The organism is Candidatus Pantoea symbiotica (assembly GCF_056491525.1).
In genome coordinates, this window is record NZ_JBSZHR010000001.1 from 24119 (window position 1) to 38858 (window position 14740).

Genomic DNA, 14740 nt, shown 5'->3' on the forward strand with positions numbered 1-14740 from the left:
AAGGACGCCCGCCTTGCGGTCGGGTGTGTGCCTGCTCATTACCGGTGCGGTGGTCATGTTGCGGTAGCTTCCACGCGGCGGGCGAATCCAAGCACAGTCATTCGTCAGTCACCAGGGTGAAATGCACGCCGGGGGCGCCCTGGTCACTGCCGCCTGCCTGTACTTCTCAGCCCTTTGCCGCGAGGAACTCACCGAAACATGAATTAACCACCTGACAGGAGATGCAGCATGCACACAAACAACGTCAACGTCGCCGCTTCAGAATCTTCCAAAACATGGGTTAACGGCCAAAAAATCTGCGTCAGTGCAAACGACCTGCGCACGCGCTGGCATGCCAGAGGGGAAGGCGACGTAAACGTCACGCCTGCTGAAGGGAAGCACTTCCCGACGCGTAACGGCAGCTATGGCGTTGATGCGCTGATGCTTGATGAAAACGAGGTGAACGCGCTGATTGAGGCGGGGCACAGGGCGCTGCCACGTCTGGCGGGTTCAGAGGGCGGCATGACGGCGCTGTACGACATGGGAGATAACGCTGCCGGGCGTTATCTCATTGCCAGTCGTGGCCAGGTCTTTTCTCGCACGGACTCTTTTCAGAAGGTCTGTCGGGAGTATATCCGCCGGGCTGCTGAGGTGCGGAATGAGGAAGTGCAGAAGTTTTTGGCGGCCTTCGACGCGGCAATGGAGGCAGGGCTTGACCATTACCAGGCCAGTGACGTTGCGCGCGGTTTTATCACGCTTGAAAAAGCCCTGAATCCTGAGCGTGGAAATCAGGAAACTGCCAGCGGCGATGATGCCGGACTTAACGAGATCCCTTTCTGAAACCGTGCGGCGGCCTGCCTTAACGGGGCGCGCTTTCATCATTACCTACTTAAGGAAAACTGAAATGAAAATGCAAAATACGCAGGCAGTGGTCATCGGTCAGGTTGTCAGTACGGTGCTTTACAATCGCGGTCGTGGGGTGGTGTTTGCCATCCACGGGGAGCAGAAACCGGCCTCAGTGGGATCGATTTCGGACGTTATTACGTTTGGTGGAAATGCCACCTTTGATATTGCTTTCGAGAGCGGGAAAATATCCCGGGGGTTGCCTGAAAGCATTCTGCACGGCAAACAGTGGAGCATATTCCCGGAAATAAAAACGGCTGAAGAAGTTATTCGCATCGTTGAACATGCGCAGTCAGAAGAGATCCGGGAGACACAGGAACGCGAGGCAGAGGAAAGGGAATATCGTGCTGAATGTGAACGCCTGAAAACAGCACCGGAATATTCAGGATTGTCGCAGGATAAAAAAGGAGCGGTGCAGGTAACAGGGAATATTCGTAAAGAACTGAAGGCGAAATTTCCGGGTGTTAAGTTTTCTGTTCGCAAACGCGGTTATGACAGCGTCAGCGTTAACTGGACCGACGGGCCGACGGAAGAGATGGTTAAAGAGATTACGAAGAAATACCGCGACAGTTATTTTGACGGCATGCAGGATATGTCTGTTTCCTGTTCGTCTCCATTCAATGAAATTTATGGCGGCGTGGGCTATGTATTTGTTGACCGCGATTACTCGGACGCGATGAAACAACAGGCTATCGGGATCCTTAAAATTAAGTACGATCACCTGCTTGATGGGGAAGAGGTATCTGTTGCCCGTTACAACTCTGGCGAACTGTATCGTATCCGCCCGGATTACTTTGGTCACGGTCATGGCATTCAGGGCGAAATAAATAAGATACTGGCGGTAACTACTGCTTAATTTTGGAGGAGCCGAAAGGCTCCTTTTTTTAACCTGAACGCTATGATATAAATTCTGAGAAGCCCAGGTATAGTTAATTACACCGAAACTGTTGCTTAAAGAATTTTTGAATTTTTATTTTGTATCACGGGTTGCCCTTCTCCGGTATTGAACCGGTACGGGCAATTCTGCGCGGTGAGGTTCAGTGTTGTCTGAGGATTAACCGGCGCGCAGAAGTGGTTAACTGTTCTCTCGTCTTCATGACAACGAAATAACTGGCATCATCCCACAGGCACGCGAGGGATTTTCCCTGCCTTGATGCCTTTATAATGTCCGTCGATGATCATCGCGTAGTTATAGCGATTCTTGATCGTTACCGGAATATTCTTCATTCCGGCATTGTACATTCCGACCGCCAGCCACGTGGTGCCGTACTGATTGAAGTTGCGCCGCAGCAGCATCGCCCCGATGTAAATATTCAGGCACGGATCTGAAAGCAGCTTTTCTTTGCTCAGTCCCGGATATTCTTTCTGTAATCTTCGCATGGTTACCGAGTTAATCTGCATGATACCGTAATCACTACTTCCCGGCTTCCCGTCATCAGACTTGTTGGTATTAATAGCCGTCGGGTTGTAGTGTGATTCCTGCCAGGCGATAGCCCGAAGATAATCCGGATCAATGGAATACCATTCACCTGCTTTAATAAAACAGTCCGCTTTCACGCTGGTCGGGATAATGCCTGTAACCAGCAGGGCAGCAGCGTACCAAAATAGTCGCATTGCGGCTCCGGTTTTGAAAAGGTCGGGTAGGTTGTTGCTCTCAATAATATCATAAGAAAGTGATTTTTACACACCACTCGCAAATTTATATTTGTCTGGTTATTCATTTAATAACAGTGAGTTAGCTATATTTTGTAGAAAATTTAGGCTGATGGTCACTTACCAGATGGTAACCCTCTGGATTCCAGAAGGTTTTTTAAAGGTAACCAAAAGGTTTGTTATATTTATATCAATAGGTTAGGCTAATAATACGCAAAGTGGTTTCCACATGGTTACCCACTTTAAGAGGGGTTGTTACCTGATGGTTACCCAAAAAATCCGATGTGATTCCTGCCAGACGCACTGGTCTGACGTGCTTTTTTCAAGCCTAAATAAAAATGAGTGTGAGAATTAAATATGAATGACGAGAATTCAGGTAAGCGCAACCGAGTAAATCTTACGATCCCGTTTTCACTGCTGGAAAAGATAGACGGGCACGTGGAAAAAAAGCTGGAAGACGGTGAGTCGCGCGATACAGCGAATCGATCGGCATTCGTGATGGAAATGTTCAAGCTCGGCCTTCGGGTTTATGAAAATAAAATCAACAAAGATGCTTCAGAGAAAACGCTGGACCAGAAGCTGGAATTCATTGCTAAAAACGTTCTCGTCAGCGGTTTTATCACTGACGCTATCTTCGGCGTCCAGAAGGAAACGGTCGATGCCAGTAAGGTTATTAAAAATGAAATGGTTCTTGATCCGGAATGGGTTAAGGCTGTGAACGAACGCGTTGCCGGAAAGTTGCAGGAGTATTTTAAATAAACCTTTATTGTGTCTGGTGCTTTCTCTCCGGCTCCAGACTTGATTACTCAGTTATTATCACTGTCTTTCGAATAGTCATCCTTTTCCTGTAGCGCTTTGAGTTCCCTCTTCTGTGCTTCCCGTATATAGCGGCGCAGGGTCAGTGCATTAATGCCGTACTGGGTGTAAATCTGTTTTCGCGTGTGCCCGTCGATTAACACGGCATTGACGGCCTGATCGCGGTCGCGTTTAGAAAGAGGGTTTCGGTTATCGTATTTAACCCGCTTATCCTGAATGTCCGGCGAATGCTTCTTTTCCTTCCAGGCGTCTTTCACCGTGGATACCGTTACTCCAAGAATATCTGCCGTCTGCTGCAGCGTTTTTCCCTGCACGCGCAGCCGAATGACTTGTTCTTTTAATTCTGCCGGAACGGGTCGGTAATCCTCGCGTGTACCGATGTGCTTAATCAGCGTCTCTGCGGTAATACCGTATTCGGCGAGAATATCTTTTCTGAGCGCACCCTCGCTTAATTTTCGCTTAATGTCTTCGGCATCAGCGGGCGTAAGTTTTTTTTCACGCTCACGGGGCATCAAAGCTTTTCCGTCACGTTCCGCTATTTTTCTAACCGCAGAATAGACCGCGTGCCGGGTGATATCGAAGGTCTTTTCGATTTCCTCAACAGTTATTTTCGGCTCCGCGTGATACATGGCCGAGATTAACTCCCACTGTTTCCAGCGCAAATCCATCGCCGACGTTCCCTTGCGGGATTTAATCAGGTTGTAAACGTAGCCCTCAGAACATTTCTGTTCTTCGCAGATATCCCTGACGCGCCAGCCCAGCGTGACGCGCGCCATGACTTTATCCGGGTCCGGCCCACCTTTTCTTTTTTTAGGCTTTGAAGGCGGTGTGTCCTTTACTGCCGGAACAGATGTTGATGTTATTACCGGAAGGGCGTCATGTTTATTTTCCGGCACTGTACCCGGTTCGATGAACACCGATTTATTCAGGCTGTTATTTAATTTACGTGCGAGCCAGAGGTTAACCGTGGGGCGGCGTAGTGGAGTGACCAAATCCCGGTTTATCAGTATCCAGGCGTCCGGCACCACCGCGTCTGAATAATAGGGATAAATAATCTTCCCGACGCGTTCTGCAAGGGTCTGCACCTGAGAGGAGTGGGCATATTTACTGAGCACGGAGATGAAGGGATAGGTGACGAGCTGGCAGGCGTAGTAGCCGCCTTCCGATGTGTTGACCTCAATCCAGCCGGGATCGCGCATAAAGCGCAGGAGCGCCTCGTCCAGAAGATTACTTAAGGCCACCTCATCATTTGTCCTAAAAATCTTAGCGGTAACGCCCGCCGGATCGGCGATATGCACAACCAAATCGGCAACATCAGCCATGATTTCTCATTTCCATTCAATCAGTTAGTGACTTAAGTGAAATTCCCCACCCTGACGATAAATGAAATTGATCAGTAAGATCAATAACTTATATTGAAGTGAGCGATCGGTGAGCGTAAAAAAACGTCAGCCAGTTAAGAAACCGTAAGGTTCTGTTTCAATCCCACAGATATGTAAAGGAGGCGTAACCAGAAAGAACAAAATTTGACTTAAGTCCGTCAGGACAGTGATAAACGATAGTTCAACCGACTGATCATTATATCCCTAACTGAGGAAAAAACCTATGAAGGGCTCTCTCTCTTCGTCTGTAACTTACTGCCGCAAGGCAGGGGCGGTAGCGTGGAAAAAGCTGAGTACCACCGCGCTGCTTTCTGCACTGGCGATCCTGGCTGTTTCTGTGATGCCCGCCCACGCCCAGGACTACTTCGCCGGGGCCAAAACTGATGTTACGGATACGTTCGGCGGTAACTCCGCTGTCGTGTATATCCTTTATGTGATTGAGATTGCTTTCATAGCTTTCACGTACATCAAAACCAAAAATCTGGCGCTGTTCGGCAGCATCGCGGCGCTGCTGGTGTTTGTGAACGTCGCTTTCAACGTCATTCCGGCTTAAAGGCTGCTTATGGATAAACGTGACCGGTATACCTGTGCGGCTACGTTTTCCGAGCAAAAGCGGTTCGTGGGGCTGCCACCTGATGAGTTCTGCCTGTACGTGCCACTGGCACTGCTGGCCATCTTTCTCAACATGTGGATTTTTGGCCCCACGCTCTTAGCCGCCGTGGTTGGAATACGTCACCTCAAGAAAGGCCGCGGATCTCAGTATCTTCTCAACCTTGCGTACTGGTGCCTGCCCACCTCAGTGATGCGCTTCTTTATCAGCATCCTGCCCGACAGCTACAAACGGCACTGGGTCGCCTGACCCTCTCCGGAGACATCATGGAATTAAAGCTGCGTTCGGCGGGTAACCGCAACATGGCCGTGGCGATTCTGGTGTTGCTCGTTATCGCGATCCTCGCGCTGGCTTTGTGCTGGCGCCTTTACGGTGATAACCGCGCGCTGATGAATCAGCTCCTTAATAACCGTCAGACCATCATCGTTCCCTACGGCGCTGACACGCCGTTCAGCTTTACCGGCGAGCGCGGCGACGCCCGCTACCTGCGACTGATGGCGCTGGCGTGGCTCAACCTTCGCCTGAACATCTCTGACAAAAACGCCGAGGCCAGCCACGAAATGCTGCTGGCGGGCGCCTGCGACGGCGCGGAGAAATCCATTAAGGGTGTGCTGGCGGATGAGGCCTCACGCGTGAAAGGCAACAGCGGCGGCTCGGTGTTCTACCCGAAAGACGTCAGCGTCTGGCCGGACAGGGGCATCGTCGACGTTACCGGCGATCTGCAGCTGAGCTACGGGCTGCACGACGGCAGGCCGGTGAAGAAGCACTACCGCCTGCGCACTGATACCCGCAACAACCGTCTCTGCTGGAACGCATTCCTGGAGGTTCCCGATGCGTAAACATCTCCTGATCAGTGCCGTGGCGTTGCTGACCGCGATGACTACCCGCGCCGAGCAGCTGACCCTCAATCCCGGCGCGCGCGTGAACGCGGCGGTGAGCAACATCAACCCCAACTATCTGCGCGTGAGTGATGACCGCATCCTCAGCGTGCAGGCGGCGCAGGGCATACTGAGCGCTAAATCGCCCACCCCGGAAGGCGCGATTGTGTTTTCCACCGTTGCCGACAAGCCGTTCACGATGTTTGTGCAGACCGCGTCGGGCTTTGCCTTCTCGGTGCAGGCCACACCCGGCAAACGCGCGGGACTGAGCCTCACCGTCGATAACCGCGAAGTGCAGGGCACGGAGGAGGCCAGAACCTTTGAGCAGAACCAAGACACGTACAGCGCACTCATCAGCACGCTGGTTGGCCGCTTCCTAGCCAACCGCAAACCTGACGGCTACGTGTTCAGTAAAAACACCGACGTGCCGGTCAGCGACGCAGCAAAGAGCTCGTTTGCGCTTCGCCCGGTAACCGCCTGGCAGGGCGACCGCGTGCGCATCGTGCGCACCGACCTCACCAGCCTGTCTTCGCAGCGCATCCGCCTGAGCGAGCGCTACTTCTGGAGCCCGGGCTTGATGGCGGTGGCGTTCCATCCGCAGCTCGACGTGCTGGAGCCGGGCGCGAAAGTGTCTGTCATCACCGTGTTCCGCACGAAGGGAGGCCCGGATGAACCTTAACAGCCTGGTCCGCAGTAAGCAGCGCCGCCTGTTTGGCATCATCCTGGCCGCTGCCGCCGTGGTTATCGGCGGGCTGTATCTGGCCAACCGGGGCGCCGCCGGCAAAACCGGGAGTCATGAAAGCAAGCCGGATAAGGCCGCCGCTGAGCCGGATCTGACCGGCGGGGGCGTGGTTAACGCCTTTGACGGTTCCGGGCAGGGCTCGCTGCTGGTGAGCGCGCAGAACCGCGAGAAGGAAGCGCGCGAGCAGCTCTCTTCAATGCAGAAGGACTTCAAGTCACTGAAAGACCAGATGTCTGACGTGATGAACAACAACAAGTCGCTGCAGCAGAACGTGAGCGACCTGATGGACCAGCTGAAGAATCAGCAGAAATCTTCACCGGCTGACGCGGGTGCATCGCAGGGCGCGAAGCAGAGGACAGGTTACACGCCACCGCGTTCGGAATACGCCTTTGCGCCCGCGCCGGTGCAGACCGGGCAGATTGATAACCAGACCTTCGACTACTCGCAGTTTGAACCAAAAGCCGTGGATACCTCGTTCTGGGTACCAACTGGGACCTTCTCCGACGCCATCATCATTGAGGGGGCGGACGCCAACGCTTCGGTGCGCGGCGAGAACAACCTGGTCCCCATGCAGTTCAAGCTCAAGGGCAGGGCGCACCTGCCGGGCAACAACAAGCTTGTGCACCTCGACAACTGCTTCGTGACGGCGGCGGCCTACGGCGACATCTCCAGCGAGCGCGCCATCGTTCAGCTCCAGCGGCTGTCCTGCATCATCGACGGCAAGCACATCGACCAGGCCGTGAAGGGGCACGTGGCCTTCTACGGCAAAAACGGCATCAAGGGTGTGCCGGTCATGCGCAACGGCAAAATTCTCGGACTGGCGTTTACCGCCGGTGCGCTGGGCGGGCTCGGGCAGAGCGCCTCACAGGTGGGTCAGACCGTCACCGGCATTGGCGCCACCAGTTCCGTCAGCGGGGGTGACGTGGCGCGCAGCGCCGTGGGCGGCGGCGTGGGCAAAGCGGCGGACAAGCTGGCCGACTACTACATTGAGCGCGCCGAGCAGTATCACCCGATCATCCCGATTGGCGCGGCGAACCGCGTAGAGGTGGTGTTTATCGAGGGCTTCCGGGCGAAGTTCATTGAGGATGAAGAGGCGGCGAAGCTCGTGAAAGAAGAGAAGCGCAACGGCACGCAGCAGCAGGACACGCAGACGCAGGCCAGAGGCAACAGCGGCCTGCCGCCGGATCTGGTGGGTAAACTCGGCGACGCGACAAAGCTCAACATGAATGACTTCGTCACGCCGTCAGGCGGGCAGACGAAGAACATGACCCCGCAGGGCGTCACGCAATGACGGAGGCAAAAATCCGGCTTCGTCACGCCGAGCACTGCGGCTGGATGGTGTTTACCGAACGGACGGTGAGCTGCTTCGGGCGCGACGCCGACGCGCGTATCCCGGGGCTGCAGGCGCTGGGCTACAGCGTCAAAAAGCTCTACTGCAAGCCCGGCCTCATACCGGACGACGGTTACGTCGCGCTGTTCGGGGAGACGCTGCGCCGCCTGCTGGAGGTGGCCCCCGGTGACGCCTTCGCCATGAGCATGCTGTCCCGTCTCGGCACCCACGGCAGGAACGGCTATCTCTGGATCGACTTTACCGAAATTTCTGACTTCAACGGAGAGCCCCATGACTAAGAAACACGCCCTGACCGTTTGCGCGCTGGCCATGATGCTTGGCGGCTGCGCAGGCATGAACAGCGACTTTGAGTTCGACAAGCCGGCAAAAGATACCGGCGTCTGGATGTCCCAGGCCGACGACATGTCCGCAGGCAGCAGCGGCAACGCGCCCGCTGCCGCATCGGGTACAACCGGATTTACCGGCGCGGGCATCCGCCTCGATGACTATCGCCTGATCGATACCGGCACCATCCGCCTTGACCCGCAGGCTGAAACTCCCGGCGGTCGCAGTGGTGACCGGGGAAGTATACCGCTGCGTCTGGGCGCCTCGGGTGAGGTCCGGCCATTCACGCGGGAAAACGGCGTGCTGCACACCACCACTAATCAGACCGCGTACTGCAGCGCCGCGCACTGCTTTCCGGAGCCCGCCGCCGCGTTCCGGCGCCCGGACGGCGTGGCACGCATCTGGATCGCCCCTTACGTCTCCCCCGACAACAGCGTCCACATGGGGGAAGTCATTTACAGCGTTTCCAGTCACGGCGACTGGAACGGCATCCTGATGTGAGGCCCGCATGAAATTTTTCAAAGGCTTTCGCTTTGATCCGCTGAACGTGGTGGACACGGTGGCGGGCATTCTGGGCGAGCGTGACACCACGAACGAGACGCGCCAGAAGCTGCAGGACATGGATTATCCCCACATCCGCGACCTGCTGCCCTATAAGGACTACGACACCGAAAGTCAGATTTGGGTGAACAAGGAATCGGTGGGGTTTGTGGTGGAGTGTCAGCCGCTGATTGGCGCCAACGAGAAGCTTGCCGAAAGCCTGGAATACCTGCTGCGCGACGTGGCCCCCCGCGATATCCCGCTGCAGGTGATGCTGGTTTCCACCCGCGCCGTGAAAGAACAGGTGGAGCAGGGGCTGAAAAACTTCGCCTGGAAGGGACACCGCGCGGACGAATGTAACGACGTGACCGCGCGCTTTTTCCTGAACGGCGCGCGCTACACCTACAATAACGGCCTCGATCATCCGCTGACCCTGCGTGACTACCGCCTGTTCTTTATCTGGGCAACACCGGTCAGAAACCTCAGCGAAACCGATATGATCCGCGTGCGCGACGTGCGCCGTAACCTGCTGAACGCCCTCAACGCCGCCGACCTCTGGTCGTCTGCCATCGGGGTTTCAGAGTTCAGCAGCGTGCTCCGCGAGTTCTTCAACCATGACCCGGCCCGGCTTGAGCGCTACGACAGCGAATACGATCCGGCGGCCGATCTCGGCACGCAGTTCGTGGATCGCACCACGTCCTGGCGGGTAAAACCCTCACACATCCGCATCGAGGGCAGTGACGCGAAAAACAAGCCATTTGCGGCACGCATGGTGAACCTGAACCTCGACCGCAACCCGCAGGAGCACTATCTGTGGCAGAACGGCAACATCATTCAGGATCTGATGTCACCGACCAACGGCATACCGTGTCCGTTTATCTGCACGATGGTGCTGACCACCGAAGAACAGATGAAAAGCCAGGGCGAGGCCAACAGCCGCTTTCTGTCGCTGGACTCGCGCGTGAACACCAGTTACGCCAAGTACATTCCGTCCACCACGCGCCAGCACGCCGAGTGGAAGGACGCCCGAGCGCGTCTGCTGTCGAACCAGACGTCGCTCACCAGCTACTTCTACGGCATCACGCTGTTCTGCCCGGACGACGACGACCTGACGTCCCGCTACACCGAAAAGGCACGCAACGCCTTCGCGGCACAGGGCCTGCGCTTCGTGCGCGCCGACTTTATGCAGCTGCGCAACCTGATGGCCACGCTGCCCTTTGCGATGGTGAATAAAAAGCTGCGCGACGACTGTCGCAAGACCGGCGGCATTCAGCGCTCAGAGTCCTTTCACGCGGTGAACCTGATGCCGGTGATTGGCGATAACAAGCTGTGCGCCTCGGGCATTCTCATTCCGAGCTACCGCAACCAGGTGGCGTTTATCGACGTGTTTGACGAAAGCCTGCCCAACACCAACTTTAACTGGTTTATGTCGGGCACCTCGGGCGCGGGCAAGTCGGTGCTGGCCAACTCCATCGCCCGCTCGGTGCTCGACAAGGGCGGGACGGTGGCGGTGCAAGACATTGGCGACTCCTACAAGGCGGCCTGCAGCAGCCTGGGCGGCACCTACATCAACGGCGACTCGCTGCGCTTTAACCCGTTTGCCAACGTCACCGACATCACGCTCGCCGCCGAGCGCATCCGCGATCAGCTGTGTATTCTCGCGAGCCCCAATGGCCTGCTGGATGAGGTGCACGAATCCATGATCCTGGAGGCCATTACCGAATCGTGGCCGCAGTATCAGCAGGACATGCGCATCGATCACGTCATTGCCTATCTGAAGAAAAGGCAGGCCGCCGTCAGCCGCGAGTACTCCTCGCAGATTGGCGGACGCATTGATGAAATCACCACGCTGCTCAGTAAGTACAGCACCGGCGGTATTTACGGCAGGTTCTTCAACTCATCCGAGCCCACGCTCAGGCCTGACCTGCAGTTCGTGGTCACCGAACTGGGGGACCTGCGCAAGCAGCAGGACCTGCTGTCGGCGGTGCTGTTCAGCATCATGATCTGGAACGAGAACATGATGTACACCACGCCGCGCAGCATGCGGAAGATGAACATCATCGACGAGGGGTGGAAGCTGCTCGGCGGCTCCAGCACCAAGATCAAGGACTTCATTGAAGAGGGCTACCGTACCGTCCGCCGCCACAACGGCTCTTACGGCACGGTGACGCAGGCAATACGCGATAAAAACCTGTCCACGGCGGCGCTCGCGGCCTACGACAACAGCTCGTTCAAGTTCACCTGTATGCAGGACGCCAAGTCGTTCACCACCTTCCAGAAGGAGGAGCCGCACGCGTTCAACGAGCTGGAGTGGGAAATGATCCGCAAGTTCCCGCCGGCAAAAAAGGCGCGCTACAGCTCGTTTCTTCTGAGCGTCGGGGAGTTCTCCAGCTTCCACCGCCTTATTCTCGATCCGCTGAGCGACGGCCTGTTCTCCTCGAAAGGCGAGGACTTTACCTACCGCGAGAAGCGCCTGCGCGAGGGGGCCGACATCAAGGACATCCTGTTTGAGATGGCCGACAACGACGCGCACAAGCGCGACATCATACATATGCTGAAGGAGATGCAGATTTGAACCCTAAATTCATGAAATACGTGATTATTTATCTGGTTATGGTGGGCATTGTCCTCCTGTTGCACTGCCTGGATTAACCGGGCACCCATCTCCATCTATTCCCTGCAAAGGAGTCTCAAATGGACTTAAAACAGAGCGCGGCCTGTGTCGCAGCATCCATCTTGCTCAGCGTGGGCGCGTGTGCGGCGGCCTGGTTCGTCTGGCTGAAGCCGCCTGCCCTGGTCACCTTCGACATGAAGGGCACGACCAACGCGCTGATCCGCCAGAGCGCAAAGCTGGACCTGAATGACGATCAGCGCCGCGCGCTGCTGACGCGCTTTGACCAGAGCGTCACCACTGCAACAGGGGAATACGCGGCCTCACACGGCGCCGCCATTCTGGTGAGCCCTGCCGTAGTAACCGGCCTGCCTGACGCGACGCCGGAGATACAGGCCCGACTGGCCGAGCTGATGAAGGCCGGCTCAGCGAAATAACTCCACCCGATCACCCTAAACCGGGAGCTTCCCGATGAAACACATTACCCCGCTGACGCGCGTTGCCGCCGGCGCGCTGTTCGCCGCCCTGAGCCTGCAGGCCAGCGCCGCAGATATCGGCACCTTTGGTGATACCTGGGACATCCGCGAACACGACCTCATTACCGTGCTGAAAAAGAACCTGGAACAGCATCTCGCCGGAAAATCGCAGGCGCAGATTGAGCAGGAGATGCAGAAAAAGGCGGAAGGCCAGGCGATGCGACCGCCACCGGTGGAGGGCATCACCACCGCGCGCGAGACGCGCAGCCGCCTGTTTGACCCGTCATTCACCGTGCAGCGCGATATCGCCGACCAGAATGGCGTGGTGTTTGCGCACAAGGGAGACAGGGTGAACCCGTTCGACGTTATTCCGGTGTTCGACGAGACCCTCTACTTCATCGACGCCGACGACGATCGCCAGATTGCCTGGATGAAGCAGCAGGTGCCGCACACCACGTCCTCCCGCGTCATCCTGGTGAACGGCAACGTGCGCGACGGTGCGACTGCGCTCGGCAGCCGCGTTTACTTCGACCAGACCGGCAGCATCACAAAAAAGTTCGGCATCACGCAGGTGCCTGCACAAGTGAAGCAGGCGCCCGGACAAAAACGCTTCCTGATTACTGAATTTGGTCTTCCCGACCGCTAACGGAGCCCGACATGAAAAAGCACATACTCACCACCATCCTGACGCTGATCCTGACAGGTCACGCCTTCGCCGCTGAAGCGCCGTTCAGCGCCGCGCAGAAAACGCAGATAGGGGAAGTGGCGGCAGACTACCTGCGCGAGCACCCGGAGATCCTGATCGAGATGAGCCAGAAGCTGCAGGCGCAGGCACAGAACAAGCAGATGGCGTCAGCGGCAGGAGCGGCGCTGGAAAATCAGGACACGCTGCTGAACGACCCAACCTCGCCAGTACTCCATCCACAAGGCGACGTCGCGGTCATTCAGTTCTTCGACTACCAGTGCATTTACTGCGCCAAGGTCGCCCCGACCGTGGAGCAGTTCATCAGCCACAACCCTGACGTACGCTTCATCTATAAGGAGTGGCCGATCTTCGGCAGCCGCTGGCCTGCCTCTATTCAGGCGGCGAAAGTTGGACTGTCCCTGTACAAAACAGGCGGTGCAGAGGTGTATCACCGTTATCACGCCGCGCTGTACGCCACCGGCCACAACGAGGGCAAACTGCTGGACGCGGACATTCGCGAGGCGGCGGTGAAAGCGGGCGTGACGTCGACGCCAAAAGCCGAAGTGGAAGCGATGGGCGCGGTGCTGGAAGCCAACAACGCGCTGGCGAAGCGCCTGGGCATTCAGGGTACGCCCGCCTTCTTCGTTATGCCGGTGAAAGGCGCGACCGCTGACAACGTGAGCGTGATCCCGGGCGCAACCAGCCTTGAGGCGCTGCAGGCGGCGGTGGCAAAAGCGCGCGTCGGCCTGCAGAAAGGGGGCTGACATGGTCTGGCGCACGGCTTTACTGGCGCTGGCGGTCTGGTTCTGTCAGCCCGCCTGGGCCGCCGACTCCGGTGGCAGCAACGGTAACACGTCCCTGACCTGCGAGGGGCGCTGGGTCAATCCCATCACCGACGTCTGCTGGGAGTGCATATTCCCGATGAGCGTGGGAAGCGTGCAGGTCTCTGCAGGGACGCTTCCCGACACCGACAACCCGGCGTCACCCATTCAGATTTGCCCGGTACCGCCGCCGATTTTCGAGCGTACCGGCGTCGCAGTGGGCTACTGGGAACCGTTTGCGATGACCGACGTAACCCGCTCGCCGGGGTGCATGGTGAACATGGGCGGCTTCAACATCGACATTCCGAACACCGGCACGGGCGTCGGCACCAAAACGGCGAACGAGCACCCGGGCACCTTCTATCACGTTCACTGGTACAAGTACCCGCTGATTTCCTGGCTCAGCATTATCACCTCCGAGATGTGCCTGCAGGGCGGCGAGTACGACATCGGCTACCTGTCGGAGCTGGACCCGACCTGGCAGAACGACAACCTGGCGCTGTTCCTGAACCCCGAGGTAATGCTGTTTGCTAACCCGATTGCGCAGATGGCCTGCGCGGCCGACGCGGTGGCCTCCGGCGTGAGCCGCCCGATTGACGCGCTGTTCTGGTGCGCCGGCTCCCACGGCTCGATGTACCCGTTTACCGGCAACATCGTCAACGAGTCGAGCGGCCTAAACAGCTCGGTGCTGCTCTCCGAGCGCATGGACTTCAAGCTGCACCGCGAGGGGCTCATCCTCGACACCGTGCCGTACGACGTGGCGGTCTGCTACGAGTATCCGTCGGTGATCCTGCCGAAAAGCCGCTACCGCTACCAGATGGTGAACACCATCCCGGACGTGGCGTCCTGCCACCCGCTGGGGCGCAACGTCATGCTGTGGCAGACGGGCAAGGAGATGCCGACCAGCAAAAAGAACTACGGCTACCTCATCTGGAAAAAGCGCAACTGCGTGATGTAAGCGAGGCACAC

17 protein-coding genes are annotated in these 14740 nt (G+C 57.0%); 15 read left to right on the forward strand and 2 right to left on the reverse strand.

What is annotated here, in order from left to right; translation table 11 throughout:
- Positions 1-228 precede the first annotated feature (228 nt).
- Together ACXIZX_RS00120 and ACXIZX_RS00125 are read left to right on the forward strand one after the other, a co-directional pair.
- A complete protein-coding gene (locus ACXIZX_RS00120; protein WP_479403339.1) occupies positions 229-819 on the forward strand; it encodes a hypothetical protein in 591 nt (196 codons plus the stop codon).
- A 64-nt stretch (positions 820-883) separates the two neighbouring features.
- Entirely contained in the window at positions 884-1738 is an 855-nt protein-coding gene (locus ACXIZX_RS00125; protein WP_479403340.1) for an LPD29 domain-containing protein, read from the forward strand.
- Between the two features lie 260 nt (positions 1739-1998).
- Here ACXIZX_RS00125 and ACXIZX_RS00130 read toward each other — a convergent pair whose 3' ends face one another.
- Positions 1999-2496 (reverse strand): lytic transglycosylase domain-containing protein, encoded by a 498-nt coding sequence (locus ACXIZX_RS00130; RefSeq protein ID WP_182058950.1) that lies wholly within the window; start codon positions 2494-2496, stop codon positions 1999-2001.
- Positions 2497-2892: 396 nt separating this feature from the next.
- Between ACXIZX_RS00130 and ACXIZX_RS00135 the strand changes: the two genes are divergently transcribed.
- Positions 2893-3294, forward strand: coding sequence for a relaxosome protein TraM (locus tag ACXIZX_RS00135; RefSeq protein ID WP_479403341.1), 402 nt, complete (start codon positions 2893-2895; stop codon positions 3292-3294).
- Between the two features lie 47 nt (positions 3295-3341).
- Here ACXIZX_RS00135 and ACXIZX_RS00140 read toward each other — a convergent pair whose 3' ends face one another.
- On the reverse strand, positions 3342-4673 hold the full coding sequence (locus ACXIZX_RS00140) for a hypothetical protein (protein ID WP_479403342.1): 1332 nt from the start codon (positions 4671-4673) through the stop codon (positions 3342-3344).
- A gap of 283 nt (positions 4674-4956) precedes the next feature.
- On the opposite strand from ACXIZX_RS00140, the gene ACXIZX_RS00145 reads away from it, so the two are divergent.
- The 12 genes from ACXIZX_RS00145 to traU all read left to right on the forward strand — a co-directional run bounded on the left by ACXIZX_RS00145 (position 4957) and on the right by traU (position 14729).
- Positions 4957-5286 (forward strand): type IV conjugative transfer system pilin TraA, encoded by a 330-nt coding sequence (locus tag ACXIZX_RS00145; protein ID WP_182058953.1) that lies wholly within the window; start codon positions 4957-4959, stop codon positions 5284-5286.
- Between the two features lie 9 nt (positions 5287-5295).
- The gene (gene traL, locus ACXIZX_RS00150; protein ID WP_217550230.1) at positions 5296-5592 is read left to right on the forward strand and encodes a type IV conjugative transfer system protein TraL; all 297 of its coding nucleotides are present in this window, start codon (positions 5296-5298) and stop codon (positions 5590-5592) included.
- A gap of 17 nt (positions 5593-5609) precedes the next feature.
- Positions 5610-6182 carry a TraE/TraK family type IV conjugative transfer system protein gene (locus tag ACXIZX_RS00155; RefSeq protein ID WP_479403343.1) on the forward strand — a complete coding sequence of 191 codons (573 nt, stop codon included), beginning with the start codon at positions 5610-5612 and terminating at the stop codon, positions 6180-6182.
- Entirely contained in the window at positions 6175-6900 is a 726-nt protein-coding gene (locus tag ACXIZX_RS00160) for a TraK domain-containing protein (protein ID WP_479403344.1), read from the forward strand. The genes ACXIZX_RS00155 and ACXIZX_RS00160 overlap by 8 nt, the downstream gene beginning before the upstream one ends.
- Positions 6890-8254, forward strand: a complete 1365-nt coding sequence (locus tag ACXIZX_RS00165) for a TrbI/VirB10 family protein (RefSeq protein WP_479403345.1) — start codon at positions 6890-6892, stop codon at positions 8252-8254. The genes ACXIZX_RS00160 and ACXIZX_RS00165 overlap by 11 nt, the downstream gene beginning before the upstream one ends.
- Positions 8251-8592, forward strand: a complete 342-nt coding sequence (locus tag ACXIZX_RS00170) for a hypothetical protein (protein WP_479403346.1) — start codon at positions 8251-8253, stop codon at positions 8590-8592. The genes ACXIZX_RS00165 and ACXIZX_RS00170 overlap by 4 nt, the downstream gene beginning before the upstream one ends.
- Complete coding sequence (locus tag ACXIZX_RS00175; RefSeq protein WP_479403347.1) at positions 8585-9139, forward strand: TraV family lipoprotein; 555 nt, start codon at positions 8585-8587, stop codon at positions 9137-9139. Before ACXIZX_RS00170 ends, ACXIZX_RS00175 begins: the two co-directional genes overlap by 8 nt.
- A gap of 7 nt (positions 9140-9146) precedes the next feature.
- Positions 9147-11753 carry a type IV secretion system protein TraC gene (gene traC, locus ACXIZX_RS00180; protein ID WP_479403348.1) on the forward strand — a complete coding sequence of 869 codons (2607 nt, stop codon included), beginning with the start codon at positions 9147-9149 and terminating at the stop codon, positions 11751-11753.
- 119 nt (positions 11754-11872) lie between these two features.
- On the forward strand, positions 11873-12226 hold the full coding sequence (locus ACXIZX_RS00185; RefSeq protein WP_479403349.1) for a TrbI F-type domain-containing protein: 354 nt from the start codon (positions 11873-11875) through the stop codon (positions 12224-12226).
- Between the two features lie 34 nt (positions 12227-12260).
- The gene (gene traW / locus ACXIZX_RS00190; protein WP_479403350.1) at positions 12261-12911 is read left to right on the forward strand and encodes a type-F conjugative transfer system protein TraW; all 651 of its coding nucleotides are present in this window, start codon (positions 12261-12263) and stop codon (positions 12909-12911) included.
- Between the two features lie 11 nt (positions 12912-12922).
- A complete protein-coding gene (locus ACXIZX_RS00195; protein ID WP_479403351.1) occupies positions 12923-13714 on the forward strand; it encodes a DsbA family protein in 792 nt (263 codons plus the stop codon).
- Between the two features lies 1 nt (position 13715).
- Positions 13716-14729, forward strand: a complete 1014-nt coding sequence (gene traU, locus ACXIZX_RS00200) for a conjugal transfer pilus assembly protein TraU (protein WP_479403352.1) — start codon at positions 13716-13718, stop codon at positions 14727-14729.
- Positions 14730-14740: the final 11 nt, after the last annotated feature.

Excerpts from the sequence above, each read along its gene's own strand:
- ACXIZX_RS00120 (WP_479403339.1), top strand. The coding sequence starts at position 229 with ATGCACACAAACAACGTCAACGTCGCCGCTTCAGAATCTTCCAAAACA.
- ACXIZX_RS00125 (WP_479403340.1), top strand. The coding sequence starts at position 884 with ATGAAAATGCAAAATACGCAGGCAGTGGTCATCGGTCAGGTTGTCAGT.
- ACXIZX_RS00130 (WP_182058950.1), bottom strand. The coding sequence starts at position 2,496 with ATGCGACTATTTTGGTACGCTGCTGCCCTGCTGGTTACAGGCATTATC.
- ACXIZX_RS00135 (WP_479403341.1), top strand. The coding sequence starts at position 2,893 with ATGAATGACGAGAATTCAGGTAAGCGCAACCGAGTAAATCTTACGATC.
- ACXIZX_RS00140 (WP_479403342.1), bottom strand. The coding sequence starts at position 4,673 with ATGGCTGATGTTGCCGATTTGGTTGTGCATATCGCCGATCCGGCGGGC.
- ACXIZX_RS00145 (WP_182058953.1), top strand. The coding sequence starts at position 4,957 with ATGAAGGGCTCTCTCTCTTCGTCTGTAACTTACTGCCGCAAGGCAGGG.
- traL (WP_217550230.1), top strand. The coding sequence starts at position 5,296 with ATGGATAAACGTGACCGGTATACCTGTGCGGCTACGTTTTCCGAGCAA.
- ACXIZX_RS00155 (WP_479403343.1), top strand. The coding sequence starts at position 5,610 with ATGGAATTAAAGCTGCGTTCGGCGGGTAACCGCAACATGGCCGTGGCG.
- ACXIZX_RS00160 (WP_479403344.1), top strand. The coding sequence starts at position 6,175 with ATGCGTAAACATCTCCTGATCAGTGCCGTGGCGTTGCTGACCGCGATG.
- ACXIZX_RS00165 (WP_479403345.1), top strand. The coding sequence starts at position 6,890 with ATGAACCTTAACAGCCTGGTCCGCAGTAAGCAGCGCCGCCTGTTTGGC.
- ACXIZX_RS00170 (WP_479403346.1), top strand. The coding sequence starts at position 8,251 with ATGACGGAGGCAAAAATCCGGCTTCGTCACGCCGAGCACTGCGGCTGG.
- ACXIZX_RS00175 (WP_479403347.1), top strand. The coding sequence starts at position 8,585 with ATGACTAAGAAACACGCCCTGACCGTTTGCGCGCTGGCCATGATGCTT.
- traC (WP_479403348.1), top strand. The coding sequence starts at position 9,147 with ATGAAATTTTTCAAAGGCTTTCGCTTTGATCCGCTGAACGTGGTGGAC.
- ACXIZX_RS00185 (WP_479403349.1), top strand. The coding sequence starts at position 11,873 with ATGGACTTAAAACAGAGCGCGGCCTGTGTCGCAGCATCCATCTTGCTC.
- traW (WP_479403350.1), top strand. The coding sequence starts at position 12,261 with ATGAAACACATTACCCCGCTGACGCGCGTTGCCGCCGGCGCGCTGTTC.
- ACXIZX_RS00195 (WP_479403351.1), top strand. The coding sequence starts at position 12,923 with ATGAAAAAGCACATACTCACCACCATCCTGACGCTGATCCTGACAGGT.
- traU (WP_479403352.1), top strand. The coding sequence starts at position 13,716 with ATGGTCTGGCGCACGGCTTTACTGGCGCTGGCGGTCTGGTTCTGTCAG.